At 74.5% G+C, this 17062-nt stretch carries 2 protein-coding genes; both read right to left on the bottom strand.

The window, feature by feature from the left end; all coding sequences use genetic code 11:
* Window positions 1-16 precede the first annotated feature (16 nt).
* Window positions 17-922: a proline iminopeptidase-family hydrolase gene (locus ACQP1S_RS09565; RefSeq protein WP_432905350.1), complete on the bottom strand. Its 906-nt coding sequence runs from the start codon at window positions 920-922 to the stop codon at window positions 17-19.
* 11 nt (window positions 923-933) lie between these two features.
* Complete coding sequence (locus tag ACQP1S_RS09560) at window positions 934-17031, bottom strand: SDR family NAD(P)-dependent oxidoreductase (protein ID WP_432905347.1); 16098 nt, start codon at window positions 17029-17031, stop codon at window positions 934-936.
* Window positions 17032-17062: the final 31 nt, after the last annotated feature.

Genomic DNA, 17062 nt, shown 5'->3' with positions numbered 1-17062 from the left:
CGTCGAGGCGGGTGGCTCAGAGCTTGTCGAGGAACTGGGTGAGCACCTCGGTGAACCGCTGCGGGGTCTCCAGGTGGGGCAGGTGGCTGGCCCCCTCGATGATCTCCCAGTGGGCCCCGGGGACGAGGTCGTGGAAGGGGCGGACCGCGGCGGGGGTGACCTCGTCGTGCTCGCCGCTGATCACCAGGGTCGGCGCGTCGATCTGCGGCAGCCGGTCGACCAACGAATAGTCGCGCAGCGTGCCGATGATGTGGAACTCGCTCGGCCCGTTCATCGCGTGGTAGACGGTCGGGTCCCCGTTGATCTCCATGAAGGAGGCCATCAGCTCCGGGGGCAGCGGCTTGCACCGGCACACGTGCCGCTGGTAGAAGACCATCATCGCGGCCGTGTAGGCGGCGCTGTCGGTGGTGCCCGCGGCCTCGTGCCGGCGCAGCGTCGCGTCCACCCCCGGGGGCAGCGCGGCCCGCAGCACGTCCAGCTCCGGCAGCCACAGCGGGTACGACGCGGGCGCGTTGGCGATCACCAGGCCGCGCAGCCCGGCCGGCCGGCGCACCGCGTGGGCCGCCGCCAGCACCCCGCCCCAGGACTGCCCCAACAGCACATACCCGTCGGCGATGCCGAGCCGCCGCAGCAGGTTGTCCAGTTCGGCCAGGAACAGGTCCACCGTCCAGAAGTCGGCCCCCCGCCCCCGCAGGTGGGTGGAGCCGCCGTTGCCGAGCTGGTCGTAGTGCACCACCGGCCGGCCGGTACGGCTCAGCTCGGCCAGGTTGAGCAGGTAGTCGTGGGTGCTGCCGGGGCCGCCGTGCAGCACCACCAGCGGCGGCCGGTCGCCGGGCAGCTCCCCCGTCACCCGGTACCACGTCCGGTGGTCGCCGAACTCGACGGTGCCCTTGGCGGTCGGTGCCAGTGTCATGTCGTCCACTCCAGCTGTCGTCACTGCGAGATCCAGTCCCGGACCACCCCGGCGGTCGTGCCGACCTGACCCTCCATCATGGTGAAGTGGTCGCCGGGCACCTCCCGGAGCGTGTGCGGGGTTTCCCAGGTGGCCCGCCACCCGTCGTCGTCGCCACCGGCCACGATGGACTCCTGCGGCCGGACGAAGAGCACCGGCGCGTCGATCGCCTCGATCGGGCAGCTCTCCAGCAACCGGATGTAGCGGCCCATCGCCGACAGCCGGGCGCTGCTGAACTCGCCGAAGGCGGCCTCCTTGGCCAGCAACGACTCGAGCATGTGGGTGAAGAACGTCGCCGTGGTGCTGCCGGTGGTCAGGTAGGTGTCCAGCAGCACCACCCCGGTCGGGCCGTGCCCCTGCCGCGCCAGCTCACCGGCGGTGGCGTGGGCGAACAGCCCGCCGGAGGAGTAACCGACGATGACGTACGGCCCCTGTTCGGCGATCGGGCGGACCATCTCGGCGAAGACCCGGACCGCCGCGTCGGACGAGGCGGGCAGGCTGTCGTCGCGATTGAAGCCCGGCACCGGCAGGGTCCACACGTCCCGGGTGCCGCCGAACTCGGCGGTGAACCGGGCGTACTGCTGGTCGCCGCCGAGTGCCATCGGGGAGGGGAAGCAGACGATCGCCGGCCCCCGGTCGCCTCGGGCGAGCCGCCGGGGGGCGGGGATCTGCGGCAGGTCGGCCGGCCCGTCGAAGCTGGGTCGGATGTCGGCCACCGCGTGCAGCAACGCCAGGCCCTGCTGCACCCGACCGCCCCGGACGGCGGTGCCGAACAGCGCACTCATCGTGTCGGCGGCGGCGTCGGGCGCACCGGCGCCGTCCTGCGCCGGCGGGGCGGCCAGCTCGGTCCGCAGCAGGGCGGCGAGTTCGTCGACGCTGCCGTGGTCGAAGACCACCCCGGTGGCCAGCCGCAGCCCGGTGGCCTCGTTGAGGGCGTTGCGCAGCTCCATCGCGGTCAGCGAGTCGAAGCCCAGCTCGACGAAGCGCAGCGCCGGGTCGACGTCGTCCGGCCCGCCGTGGCCGAGCACCGTCGCGGCCCGCGCCCGGACCAGGTCGCGCAGCAGCGCCGCCTGGCCGTCGTCGTCGAGCCCGCCGAGGGTACGCCGCAGCGCCGCCGGGTCGGGCCGGGCGCTGCCGGACGCGGTACGCCGGGCCGGGGTGACCAGGGACCGGAGGATCGGTGGCACCTCTGCGCCCGGCTGGCCGCGCAGGTCGGCCTTGACCGGGACGAGCACCGCCTCGGTACGGGCCAGCGCCGCGTCGAGCAGCGCCAGCCCCTCCTCGGCGGACATCGGCAACACGCCGCCCCGGGACATCCGGGCCCGGTCGGTGCCGCCGAGGTCGTCGGCCATCCCACCGCCGGCCCACGGACCCCAGGCCAGGGACTGGGCGGGCAGCCCGGCCGCCCGCCGGGCTCCGGCCAGCGCGTCGAGGAAGGCGTTCGCCGCCGCGTAGTTGCCCTGGCCCGGCCCGCCGAGCACCCCGGCCGCCGAGGAGAACAGCACGAACGCGGTGAGTCCCGCGTCGCGGGTCAGCTCGTGCAGGTGGCTGGCCGCGTCGACCTTGGGGCGCAGCACCGCGTCGAGGCGGTCCCGGGTCAGCGACGGGATGATCCCGTCGTCGAGCACCCCGGCGGCGTGCACCACCCCGGTCAGCGGGTGCGCGGCGGCCACCCCGGCCAGCAGCGCGGCGACCGCGTCCCGGTCGGCCAGGTCGCAGGCGGCCACGGTGACCTCGGCGCCGGCCGCAGTGAGCTCGGCACGCAGCGCGGCCATCCCGTCCGCGTCGGGGCCACGCCGGCTGGCCAGCAGCAGGTGCCGCACCCCGTACGCGTCGACCAGGTGCCGGGCGACGAGCCTGCCGAGGGTGCCACCGGCCCCGGTGACCAGGACGGTGCCGTCGGCGGTGAAGGCGCTGCCGGGGGTGCCGTCGGGCGTGGTGGCGGGCACCAGCCGGGCGGCGTGCGCGACGCCCTCGCGGACGACCAGTTGCGATTCACCGCCGGCCAGCACCGCCGGGAGGGCCTGCGCCGACTCGTCGTGGTCGTCGAGGTCGACCAGGACGATCCGGCCCGGGTTCTCCGACTGGGCGGAGCGGGCGAGACCCCAGGCCGCTGCGGCGGCGGGTTCGGTGACCGGCGTGCCCTGCGCGCCGTGGGTGAGCACCAGCAGGCGGGACGACGCCAACCGCCCGTCGGCGAGCCAGCCCTGGAGCAGGGTGAGGAGCTGCCCGGTGGTGTGCCGGGCTCCGGCCGCGAGGTCCCGGGAGTCGGGCTGCACGCTGGCGACCAGCACCACGTCCGGTGCCGCCTCGCCCGCGTCCAGGGCGGCGGTGAGGGTGGCCAGGTCCGGGTGGGTCTCGGCGCGCAGGCCGACGGTGTCGAGCGCGGCGGCCACCTTGAACTCGTCGGCGCCGACCAGCGCCCAACGGCCGGTGGCGGGGGTGGCGGGCAGCGGCACCGGAGTCCAGTCGACCCGGTAGAGGTGCTCCTGCCGCCCGGTGCGGGCGGCGGCGAGCTGGCTCGGTTCGATCTCCCGCAGCACCAGCGAGTCGACCCGGGCGACGGGCAGGCCGGCCCCGTCGGTGAGGGTGAGGGCCACCTCGTCGGGCCCGGCGGGGGTGACGGTGACCCGCAGGGTGGCCGCGCCGGTGGCGTGGACGCTCACCCCGGTCCAGGTGAACGGGACGGCGGGCGCGCCTTCGCCCCGGCTGAGGCCGATGGCGTGCAGGGCCGCGTCGAACAGGGCCGGGTGCAGGTGGAACCGGTCGGCGTCGAGCACGTCGGCGGGGAGCGCGACCTCGGCGTACACCTCGTCGCCGTGTCGCCAGGCGGCCCGCAGGCCCTGGAAGACCGGGCCGTAGACCAGGCCGGCGTCGGCCATCCGCGGGTAGAGGTCGTCGAGGTCGACGGGGGTGGCGGCGGGCGGCGGCCACACCGCCGGTCCGTCGGCCGGCGGGCTGGTCGGGGTCGGGGTGAGCAGGCCGGTGGCGTGCCGGGACCAGGGTGCGTCCCGGTGCCGGGAGTAGACGGTGACCGACCGGCCGCCGTCGTCGCCGGCGGCCCCGACGGCGACCTGCACCTGCACACCGTCGTCGTCGGGGACGACCAGCGGGGCCTGGAGGACGAGTTCGGCCAGCCGGCCGCAGCCGACCTGGTCACCGGCCCGCACGGCGAGTTCGACCAGCCCGGTGCCGGGCAGCACGATCGTGTCGCCGAGCGCGTGATCGGCCAACCACGGGTGGGTACGCCGGGACAGCAGCCCGGTGGCGATCAGCCCGTCGGTGTCGGGCAGGGTGGTGACGGCCGACAGCAGCGGGTGCTCGGCGTCGAGCAGCCCGGCGGCGGTGACGTCCCGGTCCGCGCCGGTGTCCTGCATCCAGTAGTGCTGGTGTTGGAACGCGTAGGTGGGCAGGTCGACGGACCGGCCACCCGGGTTGACCGCCGCCCAGTCGAGGTCGACGCCGCTGATCCACGCCTGCGCCATCCCGGTGGCGTAGGCGGTCAGCGGGTCCCGGTCGCGGCGTTGCAGCGGGATGGTCACCGCCTCGTCGAGGGTGTCGGCGACCATCGCGGTGAGCACGCTGTCCGGCCCGATCTCGACGAACCGGGTGACCCCACGGGCAGCCAGGGCGGCGACCGCGTCGGCGAACCGCACCGTGCCCCGCACCTGACCCTGCCAGTATTCGGCCGAGCCGAGTTCGGCGTCGCCGGCCAGGTCGCCGGTGGCGGTCGACACCAGCGGGATGTCCGCCGGGTTGGCGGTGACCCCGTCGAGGACCAGCCCGTAGCCGGCGAGCATCGGGTCCATCAGGTGTGAGTGGAACGCGTGCGACACCCGCAGGCGGCGGGTCTTCACCTCCAGCGACGCCTCCAACGCGGCGATCTGCTCCTCGGTGCCGGACACCACCACGGCCCGGGGGCCGTTCACCGCCGCCACATCGATGTCACCGAGATCCAGCTCCGTCAACGGAGCGGCGATGGCCAGCATCGCGCCGCCGGCGGGGAGGGCCTGCATCAGACCACCCCGCGCGGCGACGATCCGGCAGGCGTCCGCCAGGGACCACACCCCGGCTACGTGCGCGGCGGCCAACTCACCGATCGAATGCCCGGCCACGAAGTCCGGCTTCAACCCCCACGACTCCGCGAGGCGGAACAGGGCCACCTCCACCGCGAACAGGGCCGGCTGCGTCCACCCCGTCTGATCCAGCACACCATCCGGATCGGCGAACATCACCTCCCGCAGATCACCACCCAGCAACGGCCCGAACGCCGCACACACCTCGTCCAGGGCGGCGGCGAACACGGGGAACGACGCCGCCAGGTCACGACCCATGCCGACGCGCTGCGCGCCCTGACCGGTGAACAACACCGCCGTACGGCCGGTGGTGATCCGACCCGACAGGCCGCCACCGGCGGTCAGGGCTTCGAGGCCGGCGGCCAGGTCGGCGGCCGTACCGCCGACGGCGACGGCCCGGTGGTCCAGGGCGGCCCGGCCGGCGGCCAGGGAGTGCCCGACGTCGACCGGTCTCTCGTCGGTGAGGAAGTCGCGCAGGCGGGTGGCCTGCGCGGTGAGGCCGGTGGTGGAGCGGCTGGCCAGCGGCCAGAGCACCACGGCCGGAGCCGGCGTCGGCTCGGGTGTCACGACGGGCTGCGGGTACTCCTCGACGATGACGTGCGCGTTGGTTCCACTGATGCCGAACGACGACACCGCCGCCCGGCGGGGGTGACCGTCGGCCGGCCAGTCGACGGCCTCGGTGGCGAGCCGTACGTCACCGGCGGACCAGTCCACGTGCGGACTCGGCGCGTCCACGTGCAACGTCCGGGGGACCACCCCGTGCCGCATCGCCAGCACCATCTTGATCACACCCGCCACACCGGCCGCAGCCTGCGTGTGGCCCAGGTTCGACTTCACCGACCCCAACCACAGCGGCTGCGCCCGGTCCCGACCGTACGTCGCCAGGATCGCCTGCGCCTCGATCGGATCACCCAGCGTGGTGCCCGTACCGTGCGCCTCCACCACGTCCACCTCGGCGGCCGACACCCGGGCGTTCGCGAGGGCCTGCCGGATCACCCGCTGCTGCGCCGGTCCGTTGGGCGCGGTGAGACCGTTGGACGCGCCGTCCTGGTTGACCGCCGAACCGCGGACGAGGCCCAGGATCTGGTGCCCGTGCCGACGCGCGTCGGAGAGCCGTTCGAGCACCAGCACGCCGACGCCCTCGGACCAACCCGTCCCGTCGGCCGACGCCGCGAACGGCTTGCACCGACCGTCCCGTGCCAACCCCTGCTGCCGGGAGAACTCCACGAACGTCTCCGGCGTCGCCATCACCGTCACCCCACCGGCCAACGCCAGATCACACTCACCCGACCGCAACGCCTGACCCGCCAGATGCATCGCCACCAACGACGACGAACACGCGGTGTCCACGGTGACGGCGGGGCCTTCGAGGCCGAGGGTGTAGGCGATCCGGCCGGAGACGACACTGCCGGCGCTGTGCCCGGTCACGTAGTCGTGGTACATGAGGCCGGCGAAGACGCCGGTGGCGGAGCCGCGTACCGAGGCGGGGTCGATGCCGGCCCGCTCGAACGCCTCCCAGGAGACCTCCAGCAGTTGCCGCTGCTGCGGGTCCATCAGGACGGCCTCGCGGGGCGAGATGCCGAAGAAGGCCGGGTCGAAGCCGGCCGCGCCGGGCAGGAACCCGCCCTGGTCGGCGTAGCTGGTGTCGGGGCGGGTGCCGGTCGGGTCGTAGAGCCGGGCCAGGTCCCAACCCCGATCGGTCGGGAAGCCGTCGATGGCGTCGACGCCGTCGGCGACGAGCCGCCACAGGTCCTCGGGCGAGGAGACCCCACCGGGGTAACGGCAGGCCATCCCGACGATCGCCACCGGGTCGTCACCGACCGCCGTGCTGGCGGTCTGCCGGGCCTGCGGTACGTCGAGAGCACCGCTCAACTCGCCGTACAGGAACCCGGCGAGGGCGACCGGCGTCGGGTAGTCGAAGATCAGGGTGGCCGGGAGTCGCAGGCCGGCCGCCGTGGCGAGCGCGTTGCGCAGCTCGACGGCGGTGAGCGAGTCGAAGCCGAGACTCTGGAACGTCCGGTCCGCCTCGACGGCCTCCGGGCCGGCGAGGCCGAGCACGGCGGCGACGTGGGTGTGCACCAGGTGCCGGACGGCCCCGGCCCGCTCGCCCGCCGGCACCCCGGCCAGCCAGTCGCCGCCCGGCCGGTCGGTGGCGGTGGCGGCGGTGCGCCGGGTCGGACCGGCCAGGCCACGCAGCACCGGCGGCAGCCGGTCACCGAGGGTACGCAGCGTCGGCACGTCGAGCCGGGCCGGGACGAGGGTGGCCGGTCCACCGGCGACGGCGGCGTCGAGCAACGCCAACCCGTCCTCGGTGGTCAGCGGCAGCACCCCGCCCCGGGACATCCGTTCCCGGTCGGTGTCGGCGAGCTTGTCGGTCATCGCCGAGCCCTCACCCCACAGCCCCCACGCCAGCGACACCCCGGGCAGTCCCGCGGTACGACGGGACACGGCCAGCGCGTCGAGGTAGGCGTTCGCCGCCGCGTAGTTGCCCTGCCCGGGCGCGCCGATCACCCCGGACAGCGAGGAGAACAGCACGAACGCCGACAGGTCCCGGCCCCGGGTCAGCTCGTCCAGCAGCGCCGCCGCGTCCACCTTGGGGCGCAGCACCCCCGATACCCGCGCTGCCGTGAGCGACGAGACGACGCCGTCGTCGAGCACCCCGGCCGTGTGCACCACCGCCGACAGGTCCGGCACCCCGGCCAGCACGGCGGCCACCTGCTCCCGGTCGGCCACGTCGCAGGCGACCAGGTCGACCTGTGCGCCGGCCTCGGACAGCTCCGCGACGAGGTCGCCCGCGCCGGCGGCCGCCGTACCGCTGCGTGACAGCAGCAGCAGCCGGGACACCCCGTGTGCCGTCACCAGGTGCCGGGCCACCGCCGAGCCGAGTGCACCGGTCGCGCCGGTGACCAGCACCGTGCCGGTGCCGTAGCGCGGGGCGTCCGGCGGGGTCGTCGGCAGCGTCCGGCGGACGATCCGGGGTACCCGGACGACGCCGTCGCGGATCAGCACCTGCGGGTCGCCGGTGGCCAGGGCCAGCGGGAGGACATCGTCGAGCCGGTCGGTGTCGGCGTCGACGAGGAGGAACCGGTCGGGGTTCTCCGCCTGCGCGGAGCGGATCAGCCCCCACACCGCAGCGCCGGCCAGGTCGGTCACGTCGTCGCCGACGGCGTGCCGGGTGAGCACGACGAGCGGGGCGGGGGTGGTCCCCGCCAGCCAGCGCTGGGCGACGTCCAGCACCCGGTTCACCTCGGCGTGCACGTCGTCGGTGCCTCCGGCGCGCAGCACCACCAGCTCGGCCGCGCCGTCGGCGGTCGCCGTGCCACCCTCACCGTCACCCGGTGCGGCGGTCGTGGTGTGGCCGTCGCCGGTCGGGGCGGTGTCGGGGTGCCAGGTCCAGGCGGTGGCGGTCGGGGTGACGGTGACGGGCTGCCAGTCGAGGCCGAACAACGCGTCGGCGACGCCGGCGGTGGCGGTGGCGACCTGCACCGGGCGAAGCACCAGCGACTGCACGGTGGCGACGGGCGCGCCGACCGCGTCGGCGACGGCGATCCGCACGCCGGCGCCGGCGGGGGTGAGCCGGACCCGCAGGCTGGTCGCGCCGGTGGCGTGCAGCGCCACCCCGGACCAGGCGAACGGCAGGCCCCGGTGGGTGTCGCCGTCGGCGCGGGTGAGGACGTGCAGGCCGGCATCGAAGAGGGCCGGGTGCAGTCCGTAGCCGTCGGTGTCCGTACCGTCGGGGAGGTCGATCTCGGCGAGGAGTGCGTCGCCGGCCCGCCAGGCGCGACGCAGGCCCCGGAAGGTGGGGCCGTAGTCGAGGCCGCCGGTGGCGAGGTCGTCGTAGAGGCCGGCCAGCGGCAGGGGTTCGGCGTCGGCGGGGGGCCACTCGGTGAGGGCGACGCCGGGGCTGTCCCCGGCGGTGAGGACGCCGGTGGCGTGCCGGGTCCACGGGGCGTCGTCGCGTTCCCGGGAGTGCACCTGGACGGCACGCCGGCCGCTCGGGTCGGGCGGCTCCACCGCGACCTGCACCTCGACGCCGCCGCCCTCGGGGACGACCAGCGGCGCGTGCAGGGTCAACTCGTCGAGCAGACCGGTGCCGACCTGGTCGCCGGCGTGGATGGCGAGTTCGACCAGGCCGGTGCCGGGGAACACGACGGTGCCGCCGACGGCGTGGTCGGCGAGCCACGGGTGGGTGTGCCGCGACCAGCGGCCGGTGAAGACGACACCGTCGGTGTTGGCCAGCGGCACGGCGGCGTCGAGCAGCGGGTGGGTGGCGGCGAGCAGTCCGGCCCCGACCAGGGCCGGGTCGTAGAGCCAGTAGTGCTGGCGTTGGAAGGCGTAGGTGGGCAGGTCGACCTGCCGGGCGGTGGGTTGGATGGCCGACCAGTCGAGGTCGACGCCGGTGGTCCACGCCCGGGCCATCCCGGTGGCGTAGCCGGTGACCTGGTCCCGGTCGCGGCGCTGCAACGCGATGGTCACCGCGTCGCCGACGCCCTCGGCGACCATGGCGGTGAGCACGCTGTCCGGCCCGATCTCGATGAACCGGGTCACCCCACGGTCCTTGAGTACGGCGACCGCGTCGGCGAACTTGACGGTGCCGCGCACCTGCCCCTGCCAGTACCCGGCGGAGCCCAGCTCGTCGTCGGTGGCGAGGTCACCGGTCGCGGTCGACACCAACGGGATGGCTGCCGAGTTGGCGGTCACTGCATGGAGGACCTGCCCGTAGCCGGCCAGCATCGGGTCCATCAGGTGCGAGTGGAACGCGTGCGACACCCGCAACCGGCGCGTCTTCACCTCAAGCGACGCCTCCAACGCCGCGATCTGCTCCTCGGTGCCAGAGACGACGACGGCCCGCGGACCGTTCACCGCCGCCACATCGATGTCACCGAGATCCAGCTCCGTCAACGGAGCAGCGATCGCCAACATCGCCCCACCCGCCGGCAGGGCCTGCATCAGACCACCCCGCGCCGCCACGACACGACACGCATCCTCCAGCGACCACACCCCGGCGACGTGCGCGGCAGCCAACTCACCGATCGAATGACCCGCCACGAAATCCGGCTTGAGACCCCACGACTCCGCCAGACGGAACAGGGCCACCTCCACCGCGAACAGGGCCGGCTGCGTCCACCCCGTCTGATCCAGCACACCATCCGGATCGGCGAACATCACCTCCCGCAGATCACCATCCAGCAACGGCCCGAACGCCGCACACACCTCATCCAGGGCGGCGGCGAACACCGGGAAGGCGTCCGCCAGCTCACGACCCATGCCGACCCGCTGCGCGCCCTGACCGGTGAACAGCACCGCAGTCCGGCCGGTGCTCAGGTGGCCGTGCACGCCCTGACCGGCGGCGAGCGCGCGGAGACCGGCGACGCCGTCACCGACGGCCACCCCGCGGTGTTCCAGCGCCGCCCGGCCGGTGCCGAGGGTCAGCGCGACGTCGGCGGGGTGCAGGTCGGTGTCGGTGAGGAAGTCGGCGAGGCGGGTGGCCTGGGCGGCGAGGCCGCTGGCGGAGCGGCCGGAGACCGGCCAGAGCGACACCGGCGCGGTGACGGGGTCGGTGACCCTCGTGGTGGCGGAGCCGGCCGTCGGCGCGGTGGCGGGGGCCTGCTCCAGGATCAGGTGGGCGTTGGTGCCGCTGATGCCGAACGACGACACCGCCGCCCGACGCGGACGACCCTCCACGGGCCAGTCCACCACCTCGGTGGCGAGCCGCACCTCACCCGCCGACCAGTCCACGTGCGGACTCGGCGCATCCACGTGCAACGTCTGCGGCACCACCCCGTGCCGCATCGCCATCACCATCTTGATCACACCCGCCACGCCCGCGGCAGCCTGCGTGTGACCCAGGTTCGACTTCACCGACCCCAACCACAACGGCCCCACCCGGTCCCGGCCGTACGTCGCCAGGATCGCCTGCGCCTCGATCGGATCACCCAGCGTGGTACCCGTACCGTGCGCCTCCACCACATCCACCTCGGCCGCCGACACCCCCGCATTCGCGAGCGCCTGCCGGATCACCCGCTGCTGAGAAGGACCATTGGGCGCGGTCAGACCATTCGACGCGCCGTCCTGATTCACCGCCGAACCCCGCACCACACCCAGAATCCGATGCCCGTTACGCACCGCATCCGAAAGACGTTCGAGCACCAACACCCCGACACCCTCGGACCACCCCGTACCGTCCGCACCCGCCGCGAACGGCTTGCACCGACCGTCCCGCGCCAACCCCTGCTGCCGGGAGAACTCCACGAACGTCTCCGGCGTCGCCATCACCGTCACCCCACCGGCCAACGCCAGATCACACTCACCCGACCGCAACGCCTGACCCGCCAGATGCATCGCCACCAACGACGACGAACACGCGGTGTCGACCGACACCGCCGGTCCCTCCAGCCCGAACGTGTACGCCACCCGACCGGTGACGATGCTGCCGGAGCTGTGCCCGGAGACGTAGTCGTGGTACATCACCCCGGCGAACACACCGGTGGACGAGCCGCGCAGGGTGCCCGGGTCGATGCCGGCCCGCTCGAACGCCTCCCAGGACGTCTCCAGCAGCAACCGCTGCTGCGGGTCCATGATCACCGCTTCGCGGGGGGAGATGCCGAAGAAGACCGGGTCGAACTGGGCGGCGTCGGTGAGGAACCCGCCCTTGTCCACGTACGTGGTCTCCGGGCGGGTGCCGGTCGGGTCGTAGAGCCGGGCCAGGTCCCAACCCCGATCGGTCGGGAAGTCGTCGACGGCGTCGGCGCCCTCGGCGACGAGCCGCCACAGGTCCTCCGGCGAGGTGATGCCGCCGGGGTAGCGGCAGGCCATCCCGACGATCGCCACCGGCTCGTCGGCGACGGACGTGGTGACCCGCTGCACGGTGTCGGCGTCGTCCGGGCCGGCGATCTCGCTGAGCAGGTGCCGGGCCAGGTCACGCGGGGACGGGTAGTCGAAGATCAGGGTGGCGGGCAGCCGCAGACCGGTGCTGACGGAGAGTCCGTTGCGCAGCTCGACGGCGGTGAGCGAGTCGAAACCCAGCTCCTGGAACGCCCGGCCGGCGTCGATCCGCTCGGCGGAGGTGTGCCCGAGCACCGTGGCCACCTGGCTGAGGACCAGGGCGGTCGCGGCGCGGTCGCGCTCCTCGGCGGAGAGCGCGGCGAGGTCCGCCGCCCACCCGGTCGCGGTGGTCCCGGCGGCACGGGCGGCCGTCCGGCGGGCCGGGCGGACCAGGCCGTGGAACGGCAACGGCAGGTCGTCGCCGAGGGCACGCAGGGCGGCCAGGTCGAGCCGGGCCGGCACCGCGGTCGGGTACGGGTTGGCGACGGCGGCGTCGAGCAGGGCCAGCCCGTCGGCGGTGGCCAGCGGCAGCACCCCACCCCGGGACATCCGCTCCCGGTCGGCGTCACCGAGCCGGTCGGTCATCGCCGAACCCTCACCCCACAGCCCCCACGCCAACGACACCGCCGGCAACCCGGCGGCACGACGGGTGACCGCCAGCGCATCCAGGAAGGCGTTCGCCGCCGCGTAGTTGCCCTGCCCCGGCGCACCCAGCACCCCGGACAACGACGAGAACAGCACGAACGCCGACAGGTCCCGGCCCCGGGTCGACTCGTCCAGCAGCGTCGCCGCGTCCACCTTGGGACGCAGCACCGCGGAGAGTCGGGCGGCGGACAGCGACGACACCACGCCGTCGTCCAGCACGCCCGCCGTGTGCACCACCGCCGACAGGTCCGGGTGGCCGTCGACCAGGGCGGTGACCTGAGCCCGGTCGGCCACGTCGGCGGCGACCAGCTCGACCTGCGCGCCGGCCCCGGTCAGCTCCGCGACCAGGTCGTCGGCGCCCTCGGCGGCCGGGCCCCGGCGGGACACCAGCAGCAGCCGGGCCACCCCGTGCGTCGCCACCAGGTGCCGGGCCACCGCCGTGCCGAGGGCACCGGTCGCACCGGTGACCAGCACGGTGCCCGTACCGAACAGGGGGGTGTCCGGGGTGGACGGGGCGACGACCTGGCGGGTGAGCCGGGGCACCGAGACGACGCCGTCGCGGACCCGTACCTGCGGTTCACCGGTCGCCACCGCCACGGCGAGGGACGCGGCCACGTCCGCGTCCGGGTCGGTGTCGACCAGCAGCAACCGGTCGGGGTTCTCGGCCTGCGCCGAGCGGAGCAGGCCCCACACGGCCGCCCCGGTCGGATCGGTCCCGTCGTCACCGACGGCGCGTCGGGTGAGCACCACCAGCCGGTGGGTGTCCGGGCCGGCCAGCCACTCCTGCACCAGGCCGAGCACCCGGTTCACCTCGTCGTGCACCGCCTCGGGGCCGGTGACGTCCCCGGCGGCTCCGGCGGTCAGCACCAACAGTTCGAGGTCGGACGCCGCCGGGGCCGACGTGGTCGGGGCGGTGCCGGTGGGCCGGGCGGCCGGGTGGTGGGCCCAGTGCGGGGTGGTCGTGGTCGTGGGGGTGCCGATCTCCTGCCAGGTCAGGTCGAACAGCGCGTCGGCGACCCCGCCGGGGCGGGCCACCTGGACGGGGCGCAGCACCAGCGAGTCGACCGTGGCGACCGGGGCGCCGACCGCGTCGGCGACCGCCACCCGGACCCCGGAGCCGACCGGGGTGAGCCGGACCCGGACGCCGGCCGCGCCGGTGGCGTGCAGGGTGAGACCGGACCAGGCGAACGGCAGCCCCCGGAAGGTGTCACCCTCGGCGAGGCCGAGGGCGTGCAGGCCGGCGTCGAGCACGGCGGGGTGCAGGCCGAACCCGTCGGCGTCCACCCCCTCCGGCAGGCTCACCTCGGCGTAGAGCTCGTCGCCGCGTCGCCAGACCCGGCGCAGGCCCCGGAAGACCGGGCCGTAGACCAGGCCGCCGGTCGCCAGGTGGTGGTAGAGGTCGTCGGTGGGCACCGGTTCCGCACCGGCGGGCGGCCACTCGGTGAGGGCAGTCCCGGTGGTACGCCGACCGGCGGCGAGCACCCCGCTGGCGTGCCGGGTCCACGGGGCGTCGGTGTCGGCGCTGCGGGCGTACACCTGAAGGGTGCGGGCCTGGCCGGCGTCGGCGGGGCCGACCACGACCTGGAGTTGGACACCGCCGCGTTCGGGCAGCACCAGCGGGGTCTCGATGGTGAGTTCGTCGACGGTCTCGACGCCGACCTGCGCGCCGGCGTGCAGGGCGAGGTCGACGTAGCCGGTGCCGGGGAAGACCACCGCGCCGTCGACGGCGTGGTCGGCGAGCCACGGGTGCCGGTCGAGGGAGAGCCGGCCGGTGAGGACGGCCCCGTCGGCGTTGGCGAGGGTGACGGCCGCGCCGAGCAGCGGGTGGTCGGCGGAGTCCAGCCCCATGGCGGTGGCGTCGCCGGGGTCGGCCGGGGCGTCCAGCCAGAAGCGTTGGCGTTGGAAGGCGTAGGTGGGCAGGTCGACGGACCGGCCGCCCGGGTTGACCGCTGCCCAGTCGAGGTCGACGCCGCTGATCCACACCTGGGCCATCCCGGCGGCGTACGCCTCGACCTGCGCACGCTTGCGGCGCTGGAGCGGGATCGCGGTGGCGTCCTCGACGCAGTCGGCGACCATCGCGGTGAGCACGCTGTCCGGCCCGATCTCGACGAACCGGGTCACCCCGCGCGCCGCCAGGGCAGCGACCGCGTCGGCGAACCGCACAGTCCCCCGCACCTGCCCCTGCCAGTACCCGGCCGAGCCCAGCTCGGCCTCGGTCGCCAGGCCGCCCGTCGCCGTCGACACCAACGGAATAGTCACCGCATTGGCGGTCACCCCGGCGACGACCCGCCCGTACTCGGCCAGCATCGGATCCATCAGATGCGAATGGAACGCGTGCGACACCCGCAGGCGGCGGGTCTTCACCTCAAGCGACGCCTCCAACGCGGCGATCTGCTCCTCGGTGCCAGAGACGACGACGGCCCGCGGACCGTTCACCGCCGCCACATCCACGTCACCCAGATCCAACTCCGCCAACGGCGCAGCGATCGCCAACATCGCCCCACCCGCCGGCAGGGCCTGCATCAGACCACCCCGCGCCGCCACCACCCGACACGCATCCTCCAGCGACCACACCCCCGCCACATGCGCGGCGGCCAACTCACCGATCGAATGCCCGGCCACGAAGTCCGGCTTCAACCCCCACGACTCCGCGAGACGGAACAGGGCCACCTCCACCGCGAACAGGGCCGGCTGCGTCCACCCCGTCTGATCCAGCACACCGTCCGGGTCGGTGAACATCACCTCCCGCAGATCACCATCCAGCAACGGCCCGAACGCCGCACACACCTCATCCAGGGCGGTAGCGAACACCGGGAACGCCGCCGCCAACTCACGACCCATCCCCACCCGCTGCGCACCCTGACCGGTGAACAACACCGCCGTACGACCGGAAACCACCCGGCCGGACAGGCCACCACCGGCCGCCAGGGTCTCCAGGCCGGCCACGTCGTCGCCGAGCACCACGCCCCGGTACGCCGCGCTGCCCCGGGTGGTGCCGAGCGAGTACCCGACGTCCACCGGACGTTCGTCGGTGAGGAACTCCCGCAGCCGGTCCGCCTGCCCGGCGAGCGCCGCCGCCGACCGACCCGACAGCGGCCAGAGCACCACCGGCGGCTCGGCGGCCTCGACCGGCGCGACGGTCTCGACCGGCGGGGCCTGCTCCAGGATCACGTGCCCGTTGGTGCCGCTCACCCCGAACGACGACACCCCGCCCCGGCGCGGCTGGCCGTGGTCGGGCCACTGCCGCGCCTCGGCCAGCAGTTGCACGGTGCCGGCGGACCAGTCCACGTGGGTGGACGGCTCACCGACGTGCAGGCTCTTGGGCAGGACGCCGTGGCGCAGCGCCATCACCATCTTGATCACACCGCTGACGGCGGCGGCGGCCTGGGCGTGGCCGATGTTCGACTTGACCGAGCCGAGCCAGAGCGGCCGGTCCGCCGGCCGGTCGCGCCCGTACGTGGCGATCAGCGCCTCCGCCTCGATCGGGTCGCCGAGGGTGGTGCCGGTGCCGTGCGCCTCGATCAGGTCGACGTCGCCGGAGGTGAGCCCGGCGTTGGCGAGCGCCTGGAGGATGACCCGCTGCTGAGCCACCCCGTTGGGGGCGGTCAGCCCGTTGGACGCGCCGTCCTGGTTGATCGCGGAACCCCGGATGACGGCGAGCACCCGGTGGCCGTTGCGCTGGGCGTCGGAGAGCCGTTCCAGCAGCAGCATGCCGACGCCCTCGCCCCAGCCGGTGCCGTCGGCGTCCTCGGAGAACGGCTTGCAGCGGCCGTCGGAGGCCAGCCCCCGCTGCCGGCTGAACGCGACGAACGCGCCGGGCGTCGACATCACGGTGACGCCGCCGGCCAGCGCCAGGCCGCACTCCCGCTGGCGCAGCGCGTGCGCGGCCAGGTGCAGCGCGACCAGCGACGACGAGCAGGCGGTGTTGATGGTGACCGCCGGCCCCTCCAACCCCAGGCTGTACGCGACCCGCCCGGAGATCACCGCGCCGGAGCTGCCGGTGCTCATGTACGCCTCGACCGGCTCGGGCAGCACGGTGAGCCGGTCCCAGTAGTCCTGCCCGCCGCAGCCGACGAAGACGCCGACCGGGCCGCCGCGCAACGAGTCGGGGTTGATGCCGGCCCCTTCGCACGCCTCCCAGCTCGCCTCCAGCACCAGCCGCTGCTGCGGGTCCATCGCCAACGCCTCGCGGGGCGAGATGCCGAAGAACTCGGCGTCGAACTCGGCGGCGTCGTGGACGAAGCCGCCCTGCTGGACGTAGCTGCTGCCGGCGGTGTCCGGGTCGGCGTCGTAGAGGGCGGCGGTGTCCCAGCCCCGGTCGGTGGGGAAGTCGCCGATGGCGTCGACACCGTCGGCGACCAGCCGCCACAGGTCCTCGGGCGAGTTGACCCCGCCCGGGTAACGGCAGGCCATGCCGACGATCGCGATCGGGTCCTGCTCCTGCGACTCGACCTCGCGCAGCCGCTCCCGGGTGCGGTGCAGATCGGCGGTGACCCGCTTCAGGTAGTCGAGGAGCTTCTCTTCGTTCGCCATCCGAACCTCACCAAACTCGTTGCCAGCGGGA

The organism is Micromonospora matsumotoense, assembly GCF_050951065.1.
Classification (GTDB): Bacteria; Actinomycetota; Actinomycetes; order Mycobacteriales; family Micromonosporaceae; genus Micromonospora; species Micromonospora matsumotoensis.
Note: the sequence above shows the minus strand (reverse complement) of the source record. Positions and strands in the feature narration are given on the sequence as shown.

Bases quoted from the DNA above. Each gene is read 5' to 3' on its own strand.
- ACQP1S_RS09560 (WP_432905347.1), bottom strand. From the start codon at position 17,031: ATGGCGAACGAAGAGAAGCTCCTCGACTACCTGAAGCGGGTCACCGCC.